This is a genomic window from Dyadobacter sp. BHUBP1 (assembly GCF_050587785.1).
Taxonomy (GTDB): domain Bacteria; phylum Bacteroidota; class Bacteroidia; order Cytophagales; family Spirosomataceae; genus Dyadobacter.
Window position 1 is genome coordinate 450512 of record NZ_JBOBIH010000002.1, and the last position, 17809, is coordinate 468320.

At 48.6% G+C, this 17809-nt stretch carries 16 protein-coding genes; 11 read left to right on the forward strand and 5 right to left on the reverse strand.

Annotated elements, in window-relative coordinates; all coding sequences use genetic code 11:
- Positions 1 to 62: 62 nt before the first annotated feature.
- The 4 genes from ACQ4MZ_RS08685 to ACQ4MZ_RS08700 all read right to left on the reverse strand — a co-directional run bounded on the left by ACQ4MZ_RS08685 (position 63) and on the right by ACQ4MZ_RS08700 (position 3689).
- A complete protein-coding gene (locus ACQ4MZ_RS08685) occupies positions 63 to 956 on the reverse strand; it encodes a polyphosphate kinase 2 family protein (RefSeq protein WP_430844327.1) in 894 nt (297 codons plus the stop codon).
- Positions 957 to 986: 30 nt separating this feature from the next.
- Complete coding sequence (rdgB, locus tag ACQ4MZ_RS08690) at positions 987 to 1562, reverse strand: RdgB/HAM1 family non-canonical purine NTP pyrophosphatase (protein ID WP_430844329.1); 576 nt, start codon at positions 1560 to 1562, stop codon at positions 987 to 989.
- Between the two features lie 133 nt (positions 1563 to 1695).
- The gene (locus ACQ4MZ_RS08695) at positions 1696 to 2607 is read right to left on the reverse strand and encodes an FKBP-type peptidyl-prolyl cis-trans isomerase (protein WP_430844330.1); all 912 of its coding nucleotides are present in this window, start codon (positions 2605 to 2607) and stop codon (positions 1696 to 1698) included.
- 47 nt (positions 2608 to 2654) lie between these two features.
- Entirely contained in the window at positions 2655 to 3689 is a 1035-nt protein-coding gene (locus ACQ4MZ_RS08700) for a DHH family phosphoesterase (RefSeq protein WP_430844331.1), read from the reverse strand.
- A 205-nt stretch (positions 3690 to 3894) separates the two neighbouring features.
- Here ACQ4MZ_RS08700 and ACQ4MZ_RS08705 point away from each other — a divergent pair, with 205 nt between their 5' ends.
- Positions 3895 to 4314: a nucleoside-diphosphate kinase gene (locus tag ACQ4MZ_RS08705; protein WP_430844333.1), complete on the forward strand. Its 420-nt coding sequence runs from the start codon at positions 3895 to 3897 to the stop codon at positions 4312 to 4314.
- 73 nt (positions 4315 to 4387) lie between these two features.
- Here the strand turns inward: ACQ4MZ_RS08705 and ACQ4MZ_RS08710 are convergent, their stop codons facing one another.
- A complete protein-coding gene (locus ACQ4MZ_RS08710) occupies positions 4388 to 4903 on the reverse strand; it encodes a fasciclin domain-containing protein (RefSeq protein WP_430844334.1) in 516 nt (171 codons plus the stop codon).
- 95 nt (positions 4904 to 4998) lie between these two features.
- On the opposite strand from ACQ4MZ_RS08710, the gene ACQ4MZ_RS08715 reads away from it, so the two are divergent.
- The 10 genes from ACQ4MZ_RS08715 to ACQ4MZ_RS08760 all read left to right on the forward strand — a co-directional run bounded on the left by ACQ4MZ_RS08715 (position 4999) and on the right by ACQ4MZ_RS08760 (position 17796).
- Positions 4999 to 5634 (forward strand): 3-keto-disaccharide hydrolase, encoded by a 636-nt coding sequence (locus ACQ4MZ_RS08715; RefSeq protein ID WP_430844336.1) that lies wholly within the window; start codon positions 4999 to 5001, stop codon positions 5632 to 5634.
- A gap of 130 nt (positions 5635 to 5764) precedes the next feature.
- On the forward strand, positions 5765 to 7924 hold the full coding sequence (locus ACQ4MZ_RS08720; protein WP_430844338.1) for a TonB-dependent receptor: 2160 nt from the start codon (positions 5765 to 5767) through the stop codon (positions 7922 to 7924).
- A 33-nt stretch (positions 7925 to 7957) separates the two neighbouring features.
- Positions 7958 to 8614, forward strand: coding sequence for a hypothetical protein (locus ACQ4MZ_RS08725; RefSeq protein ID WP_430844339.1), 657 nt, complete (start codon positions 7958 to 7960; stop codon positions 8612 to 8614).
- Between the two features lie 25 nt (positions 8615 to 8639).
- Complete coding sequence (locus ACQ4MZ_RS08730; RefSeq protein WP_430844341.1) at positions 8640 to 10088, forward strand: histidine kinase; 1449 nt, start codon at positions 8640 to 8642, stop codon at positions 10086 to 10088.
- A complete protein-coding gene (locus tag ACQ4MZ_RS08735) occupies positions 10072 to 10854 on the forward strand; it encodes a LytR/AlgR family response regulator transcription factor (RefSeq protein WP_430844343.1) in 783 nt (260 codons plus the stop codon). Before ACQ4MZ_RS08730 ends, ACQ4MZ_RS08735 begins: the two co-directional genes overlap by 17 nt.
- Before the next feature lie 317 nt (positions 10855 to 11171).
- Positions 11172 to 11924 (forward strand): isoprenyl transferase, encoded by a 753-nt coding sequence (locus ACQ4MZ_RS08740; RefSeq protein WP_430844344.1) that lies wholly within the window; start codon positions 11172 to 11174, stop codon positions 11922 to 11924.
- A gap of 6 nt (positions 11925 to 11930) precedes the next feature.
- Entirely contained in the window at positions 11931 to 14528 is a 2598-nt protein-coding gene (gene bamA, locus ACQ4MZ_RS08745; protein WP_430844345.1) for an outer membrane protein assembly factor BamA, read from the forward strand.
- A gap of 54 nt (positions 14529 to 14582) precedes the next feature.
- Positions 14583 to 15236 carry an OmpH family outer membrane protein gene (locus tag ACQ4MZ_RS08750; protein WP_430844346.1) on the forward strand — a complete coding sequence of 218 codons (654 nt, stop codon included), beginning with the start codon at positions 14583 to 14585 and terminating at the stop codon, positions 15234 to 15236.
- Between the two features lie 11 nt (positions 15237 to 15247).
- Positions 15248 to 15916, forward strand: a complete 669-nt coding sequence (locus ACQ4MZ_RS08755) for an OmpH family outer membrane protein (RefSeq protein WP_430844347.1) — start codon at positions 15248 to 15250, stop codon at positions 15914 to 15916.
- A 278-nt stretch (positions 15917 to 16194) separates the two neighbouring features.
- Positions 16195 to 17796, forward strand: coding sequence for a hypothetical protein (locus ACQ4MZ_RS08760; RefSeq protein ID WP_430844348.1), 1602 nt, complete (start codon positions 16195 to 16197; stop codon positions 17794 to 17796).
- Positions 17797 to 17809 lie beyond the last annotated feature (13 nt).

Sequence of the window (17809 nt, forward strand, 5' to 3'; positions counted from 1 at the left end):
ATATAACTTCACACCATGCATAGCTATAAGGCCGTTGATCATCGATCAACGGCCTTCCTTTTTTAGGGCTGTTTCGTTTGGGCGTTGATAATGTCGATGAAATGACGCAGCTCTTCGGTGCGCGCCGGCCCGGAATCGGGATAGGACATTTTCATCTTCTTCAATTCCTCGGCAACAATTTTGGCGACAGTAAGACGCAGATTTTTTTTATCATCAGCCGGTATTACGTACCAGGGAGCCTTTTTGGAGGCGGTTTCGTTGATACAATCCTCATAGGCCTGCATGTATTCGGCCCATTTGTCGCGCACTTTCACATCTTGCTCTTCGAACTTCCAGTTTTTAGAAGGGTCTTCAATGCGCTCGATCAGCCTTTCGGCCTGTTCTTCTTTCGAGACATTCAGAAAGAACTTGATCACCCGGATACCGTTGCGGTAAAGGTATTTTTCCAGGTTGCGGATATCGGAATAGCGGTGTTTCCAAAGCTTATCCATATCCTCGGTCAGCTCCACAGGCAGGCGTTGCGATTGCGTCAGGATTTCGGGCTGTACTTTCACGACCAGCACTTCTTCATAGTAACTGCGGTTGAAGATCGTGATCGTGCCGCGTTGAGGCAGTACGAGGTTGGTCCGCCAGAGAAAATCGTGGCCCAGTTCGGTCTCGGTAGGCCGTTTGAAAGAGTGGATTTTGACACCGATCGGGTTCACGCCCGAAAGGACGTGCTTGATGGTTCCGTCTTTCCCGGCTGCATCCATGGCCTGAAAGATCACCAGGAGGCCGTAGCGGTTGTGTGCATACATCATACTTTGCAGTTCATCGAGCTCCTTCGCCGATTCTTCCTGCATCGCTTCATACTCCGCCTTATCGGCGTAGATATCCTTAAAACGTGTTTTAGCCTTACTGATATCAAATTTTTTGCTACCGTCGTAGCGATAATCATCCGAATTGAAGTCCGACATGTCCGTACGATTTAAATGATGGATAAAATATCATTGGCCTTTCAGGAAAGCGACCAGCTTCGCGAATGCGCGCGCGCGGTGGCTCAGTTCTGATTTTTCCTGCATGGCCATTTCAGCGAATGTGCGCGAGTGTCCCTCCGGAACAAATACCGGATCATATCCAAAGCCGTTGATGCCGCGTTTCTCATCGATGATGGTGCCTTCCACAGTTCCTTCAAATTGGTAATACTGGCCTTGCCACGATAAGGTGATGACAGTTAGAAAGCGCGCCGCCTTGTTTGGCTTGTTTACGAGGTTTTTGAGAAGCAGGTCGATATTGTCGTTAGAATCGCGCTGTTCGCCAGCATAGCGCGCGGATTTGACACCTGGCTCGCCATTCAATGCGTCGACAATGAGGCCGGTGTCGTCGGCGAAGCAATCGATGCTGAAATTATCCCGGACGAACCGGGCTTTTTCATGGGAATTTTCGGCGATGGTGTCGAACGGCTCTGGGATATCGGTTTCGCAGCCGATGTCGCTTAATGTGACCAGCTCGAACTGGTCGCCGAGCAATGCCTGTATTTCTTCGAGTTTATGCCGGTTGTTGGTGGCAAAGCAAAGTTTCATGCGTAAAATGATGGTGAAAGGAGGTGCATTTTACGCAAAAAATGGGAAGGGTTGTATGCCACGAAGGCACGAATATTCACGAAACCATTCGTGTCAATTCGTGCCTTCGTGGCATTTATAAAAAGTCGAAGCTTTACTTAGCCGGAGCAGGTGTAGGTAATGCAGGACCGGCAGCTGGTTTAGCGCCTTTTGTAAAGTCGATCAGTTCCATTTCGAACTGCAATACCGAGTTACCAGGGATGGGTCCGTAAGTTTCAGGTCCGTAAGCAAGGCCCGAAGGGATCAGCAATAAGCCTTTTTCCCCTTTTTTCATCAGCGTAAGGCCTTCGTCCCAGCCCTGGATCACCATTCCCGCGCCTACTTGCAGGTCGAGTGGTTTACCCTGGTTTTTAGAGCTGTCGAACTCCTTGCCGTCCAGGAATTTGCCCGTGTAATGTACTTTCACATTGTCGCCGGCAGCAGGGCTTGCGCCTGTTCCTTCCGTTTGTACCACGTAAACAAGGCCCGAAGCCGTTTTTCTTGCTTTTGCTTTCAGGTTGTTTTTAACCAGGTATTCGTCGATGATTTTCGCGTCGATATCCTTTTGTTTTTTACCTGCCTCAGCTTGTTGCTTCTGGAATTCTTCCGAAGTGAGAACGCTTACTACTTTCACGGTAAAGCTCAGTTCCGAACCTTTTTTAATCATCGGAGGCATTGGCTGACCAATTTTCGCGAACAAGGTATCCGCATTAACCAGAAACTTCGCGCTATCGCCCGTAGCAAGCATGGTAAGGCCTTCCTCAAAGCTGCCTTTGTAAGGAGGTGCCTGCAATACCATTTTCACCGGATTTTTCTCTTTATATGTATCGCGGAGCGTGGAGTCGGTACCATTCTTCAACACCAGGTGGAATGTCATGATATCCCCCAGTTTAGCCTTTCTTGCATCGTCTTCGTGATCGAAAAGTGTGTATTTGAGGCCGCTTTCGGTAACCTGCTGACGATGTTGATTGCAAGCGGCTGCGAGAATAGTTATGCCCATCGCATAACCGATTGTTTTTAAATTCATTGGGACGTGTTAATTAGAAGATATTTTGGTGAATGTGGAATTTAAGTTTAGTCAACGCTTAAAAGTTCTTCCTGGTATGAAGGAAGTATGCTTAAAAATCTTGCAACTGTTTCATTTACTGATTGTTCGGATCGACCTCCCGAAGCATTCTTATGCCCGCCGCCGCTGAAATGCGTGCTGGCAAGGTCGCGTACCGAGAACGAGCCTACCGAGCGGAACGAGATCTTCACCTCGCCTTTACGTTCGATGAACATAGCCGACATCACGACATTTTCGACCTGCAAGCCGTAGTTCACGATCCCCTCCGTTTCGCCCGATGCCGAGTTGAATTTTTGCAATTCCGCTTCGGTCAGGACCATATAAGCCGTGCGGTACTCCGGAAGCACTGTGAGTTTGTTGCAAAGCACATAACCCAGGAATTGCAGGCGCGAAAGCGGCGCATTATCGTAGATCAGCCTGTGTACACGGCTCGAATCGAAACCGGTACGCATCAGATCGGCTACTGCCAGATGCACGGCGGGCGTCACATTACCATGCCGGAACGAGCCGGTGTCGGTCATAATGCCGGCATAAAGGCATTCGGCCATGGGAACGTCAAAAATTTGTTCGGCAGGGAGGCCGCCTTCCATTTCTTTAACCAACTCATAAACCAGCTGTGCGGTAGCCGCCGCCGTGGTATCCCAAACCATCCATCTCGCGAAATGCTCCGGTTCGAGGTGGTGGTCGATCATCATTTTTGGCGCCGCAGCATCCTGTACTACCTTGCCCAGGTCCTTCAACCGCGACAATGCCGAAAAGTCGAGACAGCAAATCAGCGTCGCCTGCTCGATTTTCTTCTTGCATTTACCTTGCTCCGAAGCTTTCTCATACACGAGCACATGCTCCATGCCCGAAAGCCAGCGAAGGTTCGCAGCATAGTCGGTTGGGCTGATAACCGTCACTTCATGTCCTTTTTTGAGCAAATAACTGGCCCAGCCCAGGGATGAACCCAATGCATCCGCATCCGGATCGCGGTGCGTTGTGATAACAATTTTTTGGGGTTGGGATAAAAAAGAGCGAAGCTCTTCAATGATTTGATTCACAGTGACTTAGTTCAAAAGAGGTATTTCCTGTTTGCTTAGAGCCCACAAAATTAACAAAACTGTTGGGATTTGCTTCATGATACGCGGTAAAGGCTGGCAATCAGGCGGTGATTTAATATAAGGCTGCCGTTTACGAGTGAAAGGTTCGGGGATTTAGATTGAAATATAGTAGCTTGCAGGCAGTATCATTAATAGCCAAGTACGTATGCCAACGAATAAGACATTTACCATGATCAAGCCTGACGCTGTGAAGGATGGTCATTCGGGTTCAATCATCAAGATGATCGAAGCAGCAGGATTCCGGATTGTGGCCCTGAAAAAAACGCAGCTTACCTCCGAGCGTGCCGGGGAATTTTACGCCGTGCACAAGGAGCGTCCTTTCTACAATGATCTTTGCCAGTATATGTCGTCCGGAGCGATCATCCCGATGATCCTTGAAAAGGAGAATGCGGTGGCGGATTTCCGTACGCTCATTGGTGCTACCAACCCGGCGAATGCCGAGGAAGGCACCATCCGCAAATTGTTCGCGATATCGATCGAAAAGAATGCGATCCACGGTTCGGATTCAGACGAAAACGCGGAAATCGAGGGGAATTTCTTCTTCTCGCATGTAGAGCAGTTTTGAGAAGGTTCGTATATTAAAAAGGAAAACCCCGAGGCGTGATGCTTCGGGGTTTTCCTTTTTATGCTTCGTATGACTATTTAACCTTTACGAACAGACTGTCTACTACCTGAATCATCGCGTTTGACGCATTTACATTCCTTCTCGCGATTTCAGATCCGTTGATGGTAAATGAAGTATCTTTTTTTGCAACTTCAAGTTTGAACTTTTTGTATACAGCGTCGTATTTCCCTGGTTTGAGTTCGGCATACGAAACCAGTCCTTTCAAAACGTGGCTGTTGAGGAAATTTCTTACTGAATCCTTCGGCATGTATGTGATTTGCGACGCACTGGTAATTTTAGCTTTGTTGAAAGCCGCGTCCGATGGGAGAAAAAAAGTCGCATTCTGCGCTTTCAAAGCATCAGTCCCTTCTGTATAAATGACGAGCTCTTTCAGAATGCTGAACTCAGGATTTTCGCGAATAACATCGGAGACAGTTTTCTGACCGACCATGTCGTCACTGTTCTCCTTACAAGAAATCAAAATCGTTGAAAATAGCCCTGCCGCCAAAAAAAATGTAGCCCAACGCCCCCCAAAACGGTTTTTTTTCATAGCTTTCCAAGTGGTTAATTTTCGTAAAACTAATGCAAAATGTAGTTTGATAGAATTTGTAACCATAAATTTTTAATCCTAATCCTATAACCACCATGTTAAAATTGAGACGATTGATCGTCGCCGGAGCAGCTGTATTGATGCTTAACTCGGCGTTTTTTGCGCTGAAAGGCCCCTCCGCCGATCCATTGAAAAAGCCCGTTAAATTATTCAACGGAAAAGACCTAAAAGGCTGGACTGTCCATGGTACCGAAAAATGGTACGTTGAAGGCGGTGAGCTTATCTGCGAGAGCGGCCCCGACAAGAAGTACGGCTACCTTACCACCGACAAGTTTTACAAAAATTTCGATTTGTCCCTGAAATTCAAACAGGAGGCGAATGGCAACAGCGGGGTATTCTTCCGTTCGACAGTAACCGGTACCAAGGTTTCGGGCTGGCAGGTAGAAGTAGCACCGCCAAACCACGATACCGGGGGTATTTATGAGTCGTACGGACGGAATTGGCTCGTGCAAATTCCCGAGGAGAAAGAAGGCTTCCTGAAAATGGGCGAATGGAACACGCTGCGCATCCGCGCGGAAGGCGATCGCACGCAAACCTGGCTCAACGGCCACGAAATGGTAGACCTTACCGATGCTAAAATCGGTGCGGGCGAAGGTTCGATCGCATTGCAGATCCACGACGGCGGCGGTATCAAGGTGCGCTGGAAAGACATCCTGCTCGAAGAGCTCTAAAAGCAGCGGTTTTTCATTCCGTCACCGGGCAAATTCATCCGTCTGAAACCGGCACTTCGTCGGAAATCACTTACCAAACGGCTTCATGGCCAATAGATTTGTGTCAGCAGTTACACATCATCTATTAGCCATGAAGCTTTTTTATTGTCTGTTGCTATTCGCTACGCCGGCCGTTTTTGCTCAAAAGAGCATTCAGGGCAAGGTGACCGACCACAAAGGAAATGCTTTACCAGGCGCTAATGTATTCCTGAAAGGTACCTACGACGGCGGTACCACTGATGCCAACGGCGTTTTCGCATTCCAGACGTCGGAGTCCGATACGGCTACGCTGGCGGCGAGCTATGTAGGATATGAGGTTTTTGAAAAGAAGATTAATCTGAAAGAAGGCACTCCGGCAATGACCATCAAGCTTGAAGAACTCGCTAACGAACTGAACACCGTTGTCATTACCGCGGGAGCGTTCGAGGCGTCGGACGAAAAGCGGATGGCGATGCTGAAACCGCTGGATATTGTCACTACGGCAGGCGCGGCGGCGGATATTACCGGGGCAATGCAGTTCCTCCCGGGCGCACAGCGGGTAGGGGAGCAGGAGGGGCTATTTGTAAGAGGCGGCTCCAGCCAGGAAACGAAGATCGTCATCGACGGGATGATCGTTCAGAACCCGTTTTTCAGCTCGCTGCCCGACGTGCAGTCGCGGGGACGGTTCAATCCATTTATGTTTAAAGGCACTTCATTCAGCACCGGCGGTTATTCGGCGCAGTACGGGCAGGCATTATCGTCGGTACTGCTGCTGAATACGACCGATAAGATCAATAATAATGGATTGGGCATTAGTTTGAACCTCGCCAATGCGGGTTTGAATTATGATTATGCCAACAAAAAGCAATCAGTGTCGGCGGTGGTGTATTATGGCAATTTGCGGCCGCTATTCAAGCTGGTGAAGCAGAATGTGGAGTGGATCCATGCACCGGAATTCAAAGGTTCTTCACTGACCTACCGCTGGAAGCCGACCAAAAACGGCGTCCTGAAAGTGTACGGCATGTACTCGGACAGCCATTTGAGCATGAATAGCAAAGACCCGTCGTCGGATACCGGCAAAATGCGGCTGGTTTTGAAAAACAACAATGCATTCACCACCAGCACCTACACCGATTCCTGGGCCGACGGCCGCTGGACTTTGAACTCGGGCCTTTCGTACAGCCGTAACAAGGATAATATGACCTGGGACGGCGCCAACTTCGACCGGTTCGACGAGCGCACGCAAGCACGCATTGTGCTCACGCGCCTGCTCACGGGGAACAACACCATTCTGTTCGGCGCCGAGGCCCATGCGATCAATATCGGGAATGGCGTGGACGGTACATTATATAAGCTGAAAGATCGTTACGCAGCCGCATTCGTGGAGTCGGAGATTTACATTACCCGTGCATTGGCGGGGCGCATTGGGGTTCGTAGCGAGTATTCGTCGGTGATTAGTCGCGCTAATGTAGCTCCGAGACTGTCATTTGCATTAAAAACCGGTCGTTATAGTCAGATTTCCCTGGCCGCGGGGCAGTTTTACCAAAACCCTGATTACCGGTATTTGTATTTAAATAAATCCCTGAAGTATGAGCGCGCCGACCATTTGATCCTCAATTACCAGATCATCAAAAACCAGCGCACATTCCGCGTCGAGACATTCTACAAAAACTACGCGCAGCTCGTCCGCGAATTCACCGGGGAAAAGTACGATGCCGATCCCTACCGTTTCCCGTGGGGCACGACCAACAATGGCGGCGACGGTTATGCCCGCGGTTTCGACTTCTTCTGGCGCGATCAGAAATCGATCAAAAACCTCGATTACTGGGTTACTTACAGTTTTGTAGATTCGAAAAGGCTTTTCCAGCAGTATAAACAGTCGGCTACTCCGACATTCATCTCAAACCATAATATCAGCCTCATTATCAAAAAGTGGTTTGAAAAAGCCAAAACCAACCTTAGCGCCACTTACGCATTCACCAGCGGCCGGCCTTACTACAATCCCAACAATGACGAATTCCTGAAAGACCGTACGCCTGCCGTGCACAATGTGAGCATTCAGGCCAGCAAGTTGCAGAGCATTAAAGGCAACCTGGTGATTTTCTATGCCACAGTCGATAATATCCTCAATACCCGTAATGTGTTCACCTACCGCTACACGCCCGACGGCAAAACGCGCTACGCAGTGGGCCCGCAGAGCTACCGCAGCTTTTTTGTAGGCATGCAGATCATGCTCTCGAAGAAAGCGAAAGTGGAGAAAGACGATTTTTAAACATTCATAATCAATATTTTAAATAAAGAAAAAATGAAAAAGCTATTTGCATTCGTATTGCTATTTGTGTTTGTCACCCGCATCAGCCAGGCGCAGAACGAGAAATATACCCAGGCCATGGGCGACGGTATCAAAGCATTGAACGGCATCGACCGCTCCAAGCCTGACCCCAAAAGCCTGGTGGACATTGCCAACCGCTTCGAACGCATTGCCGCCGCGGAGCCGAAAGAATGGCTGCCGAAGTATTATGCGGCCTATTCCAATGTACTGCTGGGCTTTGTAGCACCAACCCTGACAGAAAAAGATCAGTATCTCGATAAAGCAAACGCCTTATTGAAAGACGCAGAGGGCATTGCCGGCAAGCCGAACGACGAAATCGAGGTTTTGAAAGCATATCAATCCCAAATCCACCTCGCTGCTGACCCGATGAACCGCTGGCAGGAGGATGGAGAGAAGTTCCAGGGATTCCTGCAATCGGCGAAGTCGATCAATGCCGAGAACCCGCGGATTTATTACCTGGAAGGTTCGAGCCTCTTCTTCACGCCCGAAGAATATGGCGGCGGGAAAAAGGTGGCCAAGCCGATGCTCGAAAAAGCCCAACAGAAATTCAGTGCTTTTAAACCGGAAACGACGATTCACCCGGATTGGGGCAAAATGGAAACCGAATGGATGCTTTCTCAGACAAACTGATATTAACGTTTAGGGTTTAAGTAGCATGGACGACAACAAGACGAAGCCGTTGCGCATGACAGCCTCATCGCTGGACGGAAGGGATTTCAGTAACATGGATCTGGAAAATGCAGATTTCAGCTTTTCGAGTTTGAAGGATATTAACTTCGACGGGGCTAATCTGCGCAATGCAAAACTTCGTTTCTCAGCCCTCGACCGGACGACTTTCCGGAATGCCGATCTGCGCAATGCGGATCTGAGTTTCAGTAGCCTGTCCGATGTGGATTTGAGCGGGGCAAAGGTAGAGGGGGCTAATTTCAGTTTTACTTCACAGGAAAGATCATTCAACTGGCAGGATTTCAGCCTGATAGCCATTATTCAGAACCAGGGCTGGGTAGGTACACTGGTGGCCGCTATTCTCGGGGCGGTGATATTGTACGGTTTTAATGCGATCGCCTATTTCACGGCCGAGTTGTCGTTTACCGAGGAGCCTATCCGGCTGGCTTTCTACAAATATCTGGTGATACTCAACATTGCTACGGGCGTATGCACGATACTCGTGACACAAGGGCTTACCACCTGGCTGGATATGATCGTCAAAAGCCTGCTCGCCAAGCATATTATCCTGTCGATCATCATCTTTTTGTTCGACAGCCTGCTGGCAATATCCGTACATTACTTCTTTGCTGCCGATCTCGTGAACGAATACGTCGCGCACTACCCGTCCGAGCCCTCGCAGAATGCACCCTGGTACTGGTATGCATGGGCGCCTGTGGCGATCGCCAACGTGTTTTACTTCCTGAGCCGCGAAGGCCGGCAGATTTCCCGCAAGATTTCCGATCAGGAGTATCAGTTACTAAATCTTGAAAAACTGAAAACCCGCGCCGAGCTGGACGCATTGCAGGCCCGCATTAACCCGCATTTTTTATATAATTCATTAAACAGCATTGCCAGCCTCGTGCATGAGAATCCCGATAAAGCGGAGGAAATGACGCTGCTGCTCTCCAAACTGTTCCGCTACACCACCGGCCGTAAGACGAGCGATTATTTTGACACCATCGAAAACGAGTTGGAAATGGTGGAAACCTATCTGCAGGTCGAGAAGGTGCGGTTTGGAGACCGGCTACGGTTTACAGTGGAAGTGGAGGAAGACTCTTTGAAAAGCCTGCAAGTGCCGAAATTCATTTTGCAGCCGATCGTAGAGAATGCGATCAAACACGGCATTTCACGCATGGCCGATCAGGGGAACATTGTGGTGAAGATCTATGAAAAAGACCAATGGCTGCATTTGTGCGTGCATGACAGCGGTCCGGCATTTTCGGACACTCTCGGTGCAGGCTATGGTATGCGTAGTATTCAAGATAAACTGAAACTGCTTTACGGTGAGAATGCGCGTTTGGAACTGCACAATCAACCGCACAAATCGGTTAATATTGCCATTCAGAAATCCGCTATTGAACAACATCAACAATCCAATCATGCTTTTTCCGCTTAAAACGATCCTGATCGACGATGAACAGCTTGCATTGAGCCGCCTCAGAAGGCTCCTCGAAAAGCATCCCGACACTTTCGATATTGTTTCGGAAGCCAGGAATGGCGCGGAGGGACTGGTCGAAATCGACAAACATCAACCCGATGTTATTTTCCTCGACATTGAAATGCCGCTGCTGAACGGCTTCGAAATGCTTTCCAAACTGACCAAAATGCCTTTGGTAGTATTTTCAACCGCTTACGACCAGTACGCGATCCGTGCATTTGAAGAGAACTCGGTGGATTACCTGCTCAAACCGGTGGAAAACGACCGGCTCCTGAAGACGATCGATAAGATTAAGAACATTACTCAGGCCGCAAACGGCCATTCAGGCAGTTTCAATCCCTATTCCGAAAACCTGTTGAGGCTTCTGGAAGAAATGAAGCCGAAAAAGGAGATATTTTCATTGTCGGTGAAATCCGGCGACCGCATTCTGCTAATTCCCATGACGGAAATCACGCATTTTGAAGCGGAGGAAAAATACGTTTTCCTGAATACCCTCGACGGGCAGAAGTACCTGCTCAACTACACGCTTACTTCGCTCGAAGAGAAGCTTCCCAAGCATTACCTGCGCGTGAGCCGGGCCGGTATCGTCAACTCTCACCATATCAAGGAAATCCAGAAACACTTCAACGGCAAGTACGTGATCGTGATGCGCGACCGCAAGGGTTCGCAAGTTACCAGCGGAAGTACCTATGGCGACGCGATCCGCCATCTTCTTGATAATTAATCGAATTACACCCTGATTGTACCGGAATATTCATTTTGTAGACCTGATTCTTATTCCTAAATTGCGCCCTCGTTTAAATTTCCATTGTTATTTTGGAGGTTAATGCGTTGTCCATCAGGACTTTCTGGTAGGCTAGTGACGGGAGCAGGAATGAAATGTGCAGATTTTCGGCACACATTGACAGGTTGCTGCGTATTTGTTTACTGGCAAAGCGATTCCTGAAATAACCCGGAGCGGCTGAAAATCATTCCCGATGGCAGGCCCTTCGAAAATGTTGTTTTTGTTTTGTTAAAAAAGGTTAAAAGGAGTCAGGAGTAATGAAGGAGCTCATTGATACGGGCAATCTGCCAAAACACATAGCCGTTATCATGGACGGTAACGGAAGATGGGCCCAAAACCAGGGAGCAGCGCGTGTGTTTGGTCATCGCAATGCGATCAAGGCGGTGAGGGAAGTGACGGAAGGATGTGCGGAGCTCGGGGTTTCTTGTCTGACGTTGTATGCTTTTTCCACCGAAAACTGGGCACGCCCGGAGTTTGAAGTAAGGGCGCTGATGGAGCTGCTCGTGCAATCGATCGGTAACGAGCTGCCTACGATGATGAAAAACAACGTGAAGCTCGATACGATCGGAGATACGGCGAGCCTGCCGAAGAGCTGCCAGAACCAACTTGAAAAAGCTATTTGGGAAACACGCAACAATACCGGTCTGAATCTCATCTTGGCATTGGGTTACAGTGGCAAATGGGACATTACCCAGGCAGCACGCAAAATCGCCGAAGATGTTCGTAACGGCGTTTTGCTCTCCGAAGAAATCAATGAAGAAGTAGTAGCAGGGAATTTATCGACGGGCAACCGCCCCGAGGTGGACCTGATGCTCCGGACAGGCGGTGACCACAGGATCAGCAACTTCCTGCTTTGGCAGCTGGCATATTCTGAACTGTATTTTTATGAGGATCTTTTCTGGCCCGATTTCCGCCGGGAGCATTTGTACGAGGCGATACTTTCGTATCAGAACCGCGAAAGACGCTTCGGCAAAACGGGTGAACAAATTAAAGCGAATGGTGCTAAGTAGAATTATATGAACCCAGTGAAAAATTTGAATAAATCATTAGCACATCTCAAAGGCCTTTCTGCAATAATCCTGCTGTGCTGCTGTGTTTCGGTACAGGCGCAGCGTGTAGGCATCGGAGGTGCAAAACCTGCTGCCGCTCCGACCAATCTGGGTATCGATCCTGCTAATCCCAAAGAGTACACGATTGCAGAAGTGACTGTTTCGGGTACCCAGTTCCTCGATCCGAATTCGATGATCTCCATTTCTGGTTTGAAGCCAGGTGACAAAATCCGCATTCCAGGACCGGCTGTAACTTCATCTATCAAGAAGATGATGGATTTCGGTACGCTGGATGACGTCGAAATCATGGCAACGAAGATTGAAGGCGAGAAGGTTTGGTTGAATATTCACATTAAAGAACGTCCGAGGCTTTACAAAGTATCCTTCTCAGGTGTCCGTAAAGGCGAGCGTGAAACGTTGAACGACAAAGTGAAGCTGATCAAAGGCCGCGTGATCACGCCGACAATTATCAAGAATACGCAGCTGGTTATCAAGAAATATTATCAGGACAAAGGTTTTTATAACACCAAAGTAAAAGTCCTCCAAATCCCTGATTCGACGCGTGGGCAGGCTACTTTGAACTTCGCCATTACCAAAGGCAAAAAGGTTAAGATTCAGAAAATCAACATCGAAGGCAACACGGCGATCAGCGACAAAACGCTGAAGCGCAAAATGAAAGGCACCAAGCAGCGCCGTATTGGTCGTCTTTTCAACCCATCCAAATACATTCCTAAAAAATACGATGAGGATAAGGAAAAGCTCATCGCTTACTACCGCAAAAACGGTTACCGTGACGCGGTGATCGAGTTCGATACTATTAAAAACGGAGACGAGACGATCAGCATCGACATGAAGATCGATGAAGGTCAGAAATACTATTACCGTAACATCACCTGGTCGGGGAACTATCTGTACCCCTCATCGTACCTGAGTGAACGCCTGGGGGTGAAGAAAGGCGATGTGTACAATCCGGAGGAGCTGGATAAGAAAATCAACGGTATTCCAGGCTCCGACGTCAGCTCGATTTACATGGACGACGGTTACCTCTATTTCCACATCGAACCTACCGAAAGGGCCGTTGAGGGCGACTCGATCGACGTAGAGCTCCGCATGTTCGAAGGTAAACAGGCGACCATCAATCGCATTCTCCTGAACGGTAACACCAAAACCAGCGACCGCGTCGTGTTGCGCGAGCTATTTACGCTGCCAGGTCAGAAATTCAGCAAGACGGAGATTATCAATACCCAGCGCCAGCTGTCGCAAATGGGTTATTTCGATCCTGAGAAAATCCAGATTAACCCGATCCCTAACCAGGCAGACGGTACTGTGGATATCGAATACACCGTGGAGGAGAAGCCATCTGACCAGATCGAGCTTTCCGGTGGTTGGGGTGGTTACATTGGTTTTGTGGGAACGCTTGGTTTGGTTTTCAATAACTTCTCCATTAAGAATATCCCGAATCGCGAGACATGGCGCCCATTGCCTTCCGGTGACGGACAAAAACTATCATTGCGCTTCCAGGCCAATGGTAAGCAATATCAAACCTACTCGCTCTCGTTCAGCGAGCCATGGTTAGGTGGTAAAAAACCAATCAACTTCGGTGTTTCATTCCAGCGTACGGTTTATCGTATGACCGATCTGAGCTCCTACTATGGCTACAACACAAGCGGAGGAGGCGGAAGAGTAAGCTACCGCGGAGGTTACTATAACAATGGTATTACCCTGTCGCTCGGCCGTCGTTTGAAAGAGCCGGACCGGAACCTCGTGATGACGCACTCGCTATCATACCAGCGCTACCGCCTCGATAGCCTTGACATCTTCCGGATCGGTTACAGCAAAGGTACTTCGAACAACATTTCATTCAATACCACGATCTCGCGGAACACATTGAGTGACTTCCAATTCCCGAGAAGTGGTAGTAACATCTCTTTGAGCGCTACTTTCACGCCACCTTACTCGGTATTCAGGAAGAAAGCATTTTCCGATAAAACGGATACTTACCGGTGGGTTGAATACCACAAATGGATGTTTGATGCGAGCTACTATGCGACCATCGTAGGTAAGCTTGTGATGAGTACCCGCGCACACATGGGTTTCCTGGGCGCGTATGGAAACAAGGTTGGTTACAGCCCGTTCGGCCGCTTCATTCTGGGTGGTTCGGGTCTGGCTGGTCAGGGTACATTCTCGCTCGCGGATCAGGATATTATCGGTCTTCGCGGTTACCAGGATCAGAAAGTTGGACCACTGGCGCAGAATGGTTATCCAGCGTCAGGCGGAGGTATTGTTTATAACAAATATGTGATGGAACTTCGCTACCCGGTTTCGCTTAACCCACAGGCCACGATTTTCGTCCTCGGTTTTGCCGAAGGTGGTAACAACTGGGGTAGTTACAGCGATTTCAATCCGTTCGACCTGAAACGTTCCGCGGGTATTGGTGCGAGAATTTTCATGCCGGCGTTCGGTTTGCTCGGTATCGACTGGGGTTATGGGTTTGACAAGATTCAGGGCCAAAATACCCGGAGCGGGCCGCAGTTCCACTTTACAATCGGCCAGCAGATCAGATAATAATCAGACAGGGGCATTCGTTAAGAGGTTTGCAAATTATATTAGCAGCTTGGCATGAAGAACATCTTTATTTTACTAGTTTTGTCAATTCTATGCAGTTCAGCACTATATGCTCAGAAGATCGGGTATACGGACATGGAATTCATCACCAGTAAAATGCCCGAATACCAGGCTGCACAGGCAGAGATGAAGAAATTCTCTGACAAGTGGGCGAAGGAAATCCAGGACAAATTTGCCGAGATCGATCGCATGCAGCGTGCTTACATGGCAGAAGAGATCCTGCTGACCGACGAACTGAAACGGAAGAGGCAGAGTGAAATAAAGGAGAAGGAGCTGGAAGCAGGTGAATATAACAGTAAGATATTCGGTGTGGAAGGGCTTCTGTTCCAAAAGAAAAAAGAGCTGATGAAGCCAGTACTTGAAAAGGTACAGCGCGCAGTGACCAAAGTTTGCAGTCAGCGCAGGCTCGATTTTATGTTCGATAAATCCAGCGACATAGGCATGCTTTACACCAATCCGAAACACGATTATTCGGATTACGTAATGGAGGAATTGGGGATCGATCCGAAGGCTAACAAAGTAGGAAGTAGTGATAAGACCGGTAGTAGTGATAAAAATGCTAAACCGGAGGAGCCGTCCCAACAGCAGTCAGCCGCACCTGCGAAGAACTCACCAAAACAAAAAAGTACAAACAGTAAACTTAAATAAGTAACAAAGCAATGAAACAAAAACTGATGGCTATTATGGTCGTGATGACCATAATCACCACCCCTCTCTTAGCCCAGACTACCCCGGCAGGCGGGCCTACTAAAATAGGTTATACGAATGTCGACTATATAATCAGCAAACTGCCGGAAGCAAAAGTGATGCAGAACCAGCTGGAAGTAACCAAAGCGCAGTTGGACAAAGCTATCGGGGAGACTTACAAAGAGGCTCAGGAGAAATATGAAGCATATCAGAAAAATGGTGCGAATATGACTGACGTCATTCGCGCTGATAAAGAGAAAGAGCTTCAAAACCTTTCGACACGTATCGAGGAAATGCGTAACAACGCGCAGACTTCCCTGCAAACTAAACAGCAGCAGTTGCTCGAACCGATCCTGACGAAAGTAAATAATGCTATCCAGGAAGTAGGTAAAGAAAGCGGCTTCCTGTACATCCTGAACATGGATGCAGGTGCGGGAACAACGCCGATCATCCTGTTCGCGGCATCAGAAGAAAACAATGCGACCAACTTGATTCTTCGCAAACTGGGTGTTGATCCTGACAAGGTAGAGGCAGCGGCACCAGCAGCAACAACACCTGCGGCCAAGTCGGCAACAACGCCGGCAACCAAGCCAGCAACAACGCCAGCTACTACTCCGGCAACAACCCCAAAGAAAAAATAATAGGGTAAATATTGAACTTTAAAAACCGGAGCGCAGTCTTAAAAAGGATTGCGCTCCGGTTTTTGTTTTGGGTATTTGAGCGTACCGGACTTGCTTTAATTATAATCCTCCTCAGAAGGCAGTATTTGAAAAGTACAAACAGATTTCTCGCGTAGGCCTGTGCTTTCGCGAGTTTCAATTTTACAACTAATCACAGGGCATTCTATACAGGATTTAGTAGTTTTGCGTTAAAATTGAAGTGCTCTCTCACCCATGGAATTAATTATATTTTTGATGTCATGCTAACAAGAAAAATTCATAAAATACTGATCCTCCTGATACCCGTTTTTGTAGTACTGAGGGCGCAGGGGCAGGATAATATGAAGAACAATACCTCGACGGGCCCGTTGCAGCTCGTGTTCCCGGCAGAAGCGGAGTGGAACGTACTTTATGAGGGGAAGGAGATTAATTTTCATTTGCAGGTCAAGGGAGGGAAGAGTGATTCGGTGAGGTATGCGGTGGCCAGCGGCCTGGTGAAGGATATGAAATTTGATTCTACCGGACATTTCGTATGGACACCCGGGTTTGATATCGCCGACCGTATCAATACCACCAAATCGTTCCCGGTCGTATTCGAAGCACAGAATTCCGCCGGTGAAAGTGTGTCGCGTGAGATCGTATTCAAAGTAAACCACGTAAATCGCCCACCACAAGTCGATGAACTGCAGCCATTCTACGTACAGTACAAGACGCAGAATGTTTATAAGATCGACATGGGCGCTGTTCGTGACCCCGATGGCGACCCGATCGTGTTCGTACCCATTCTGGAAGAAATGCCGGAAGCGATGAAGCTGTCTGCCGCGGGCGAAATTACCTGGGAGCCATCGAGTGTTCAATTCGGCATTTTGAAAAAGGGGCCGCGGTATATGGAGTTCTGGGTGGAAGATCAGCCGTCGAAAGCGCGTACCAAAGGTCGTCTGAAGCTGGATGTGACCCAAATGGACCTGGCGCCCGACTTTACCATTATTCCGCAGCAGTCGGTTATCCGCAGTGCGGAGAACAACCGGATTAACCTGCGCTTCACGCTGTCAGACCCGAATGGGGAGGAAGATATCACTACATTTAATTTTATTTCTGAAAACAAGAAGGTTCCGCAAAGCGCATTGGTGAAGAATACGGCAACCAGCTACGAGTTCATCTGGGAGCCGGGTTATGACTTCGTGAAGGACCCATTCGATACGCTGGCGTTCAACATCATATTCTATGTGCTCGATAAGGCGCAGAACAAAAAGGAGCGTACGGTGAAATTTGTTATCAAGAATACGATCGACGAAAGCCTGCGCGATACATACGTGTATAACCTGTACAGAGGGGCGCTGGTGAATGCATGGGGACTTATCGAACAAATGACAGAGAAAGAGCAGGAACTCAAAAAGGCTTATACCCGTGCTAAAAAGGGCAAACGCAGCAGATCGTTGCTGAATGCCTCTCTTGGGGCCACGACGGGTCTCGCGCCGGTGATCGCCACGGACAATCAGAAAACCCGCGGCTATATTACAACGATCGGGGGGACGACGGTGGCCACAGTGGGAACACTGGAAGCGACGGAAGTAATCGGAAAGTCGGTGAATGGGTTGCTTGACAGGTTCAACTATGTCATGCAGAAGAAAAACGAGTTGCAGAACAAGGGCGACGTTTTTGCACGGGAATGGGGCCAGAAATCAGCCCGACGCCAGCCGGACTTTATCAGAAAGCTCGATGAATTTAAAGCGCTGATGAACCTCAGCGGTCTCGTGGCACTGGAACTCGACGCTAACTGGGAGAACAAGAAAGAGGCGACGGATGCAGCGATCAAAAAGACCTTCAAGGATTTTGTTCCCTACACCAAAGACGAGAACTAATCCGAAAGTGTAC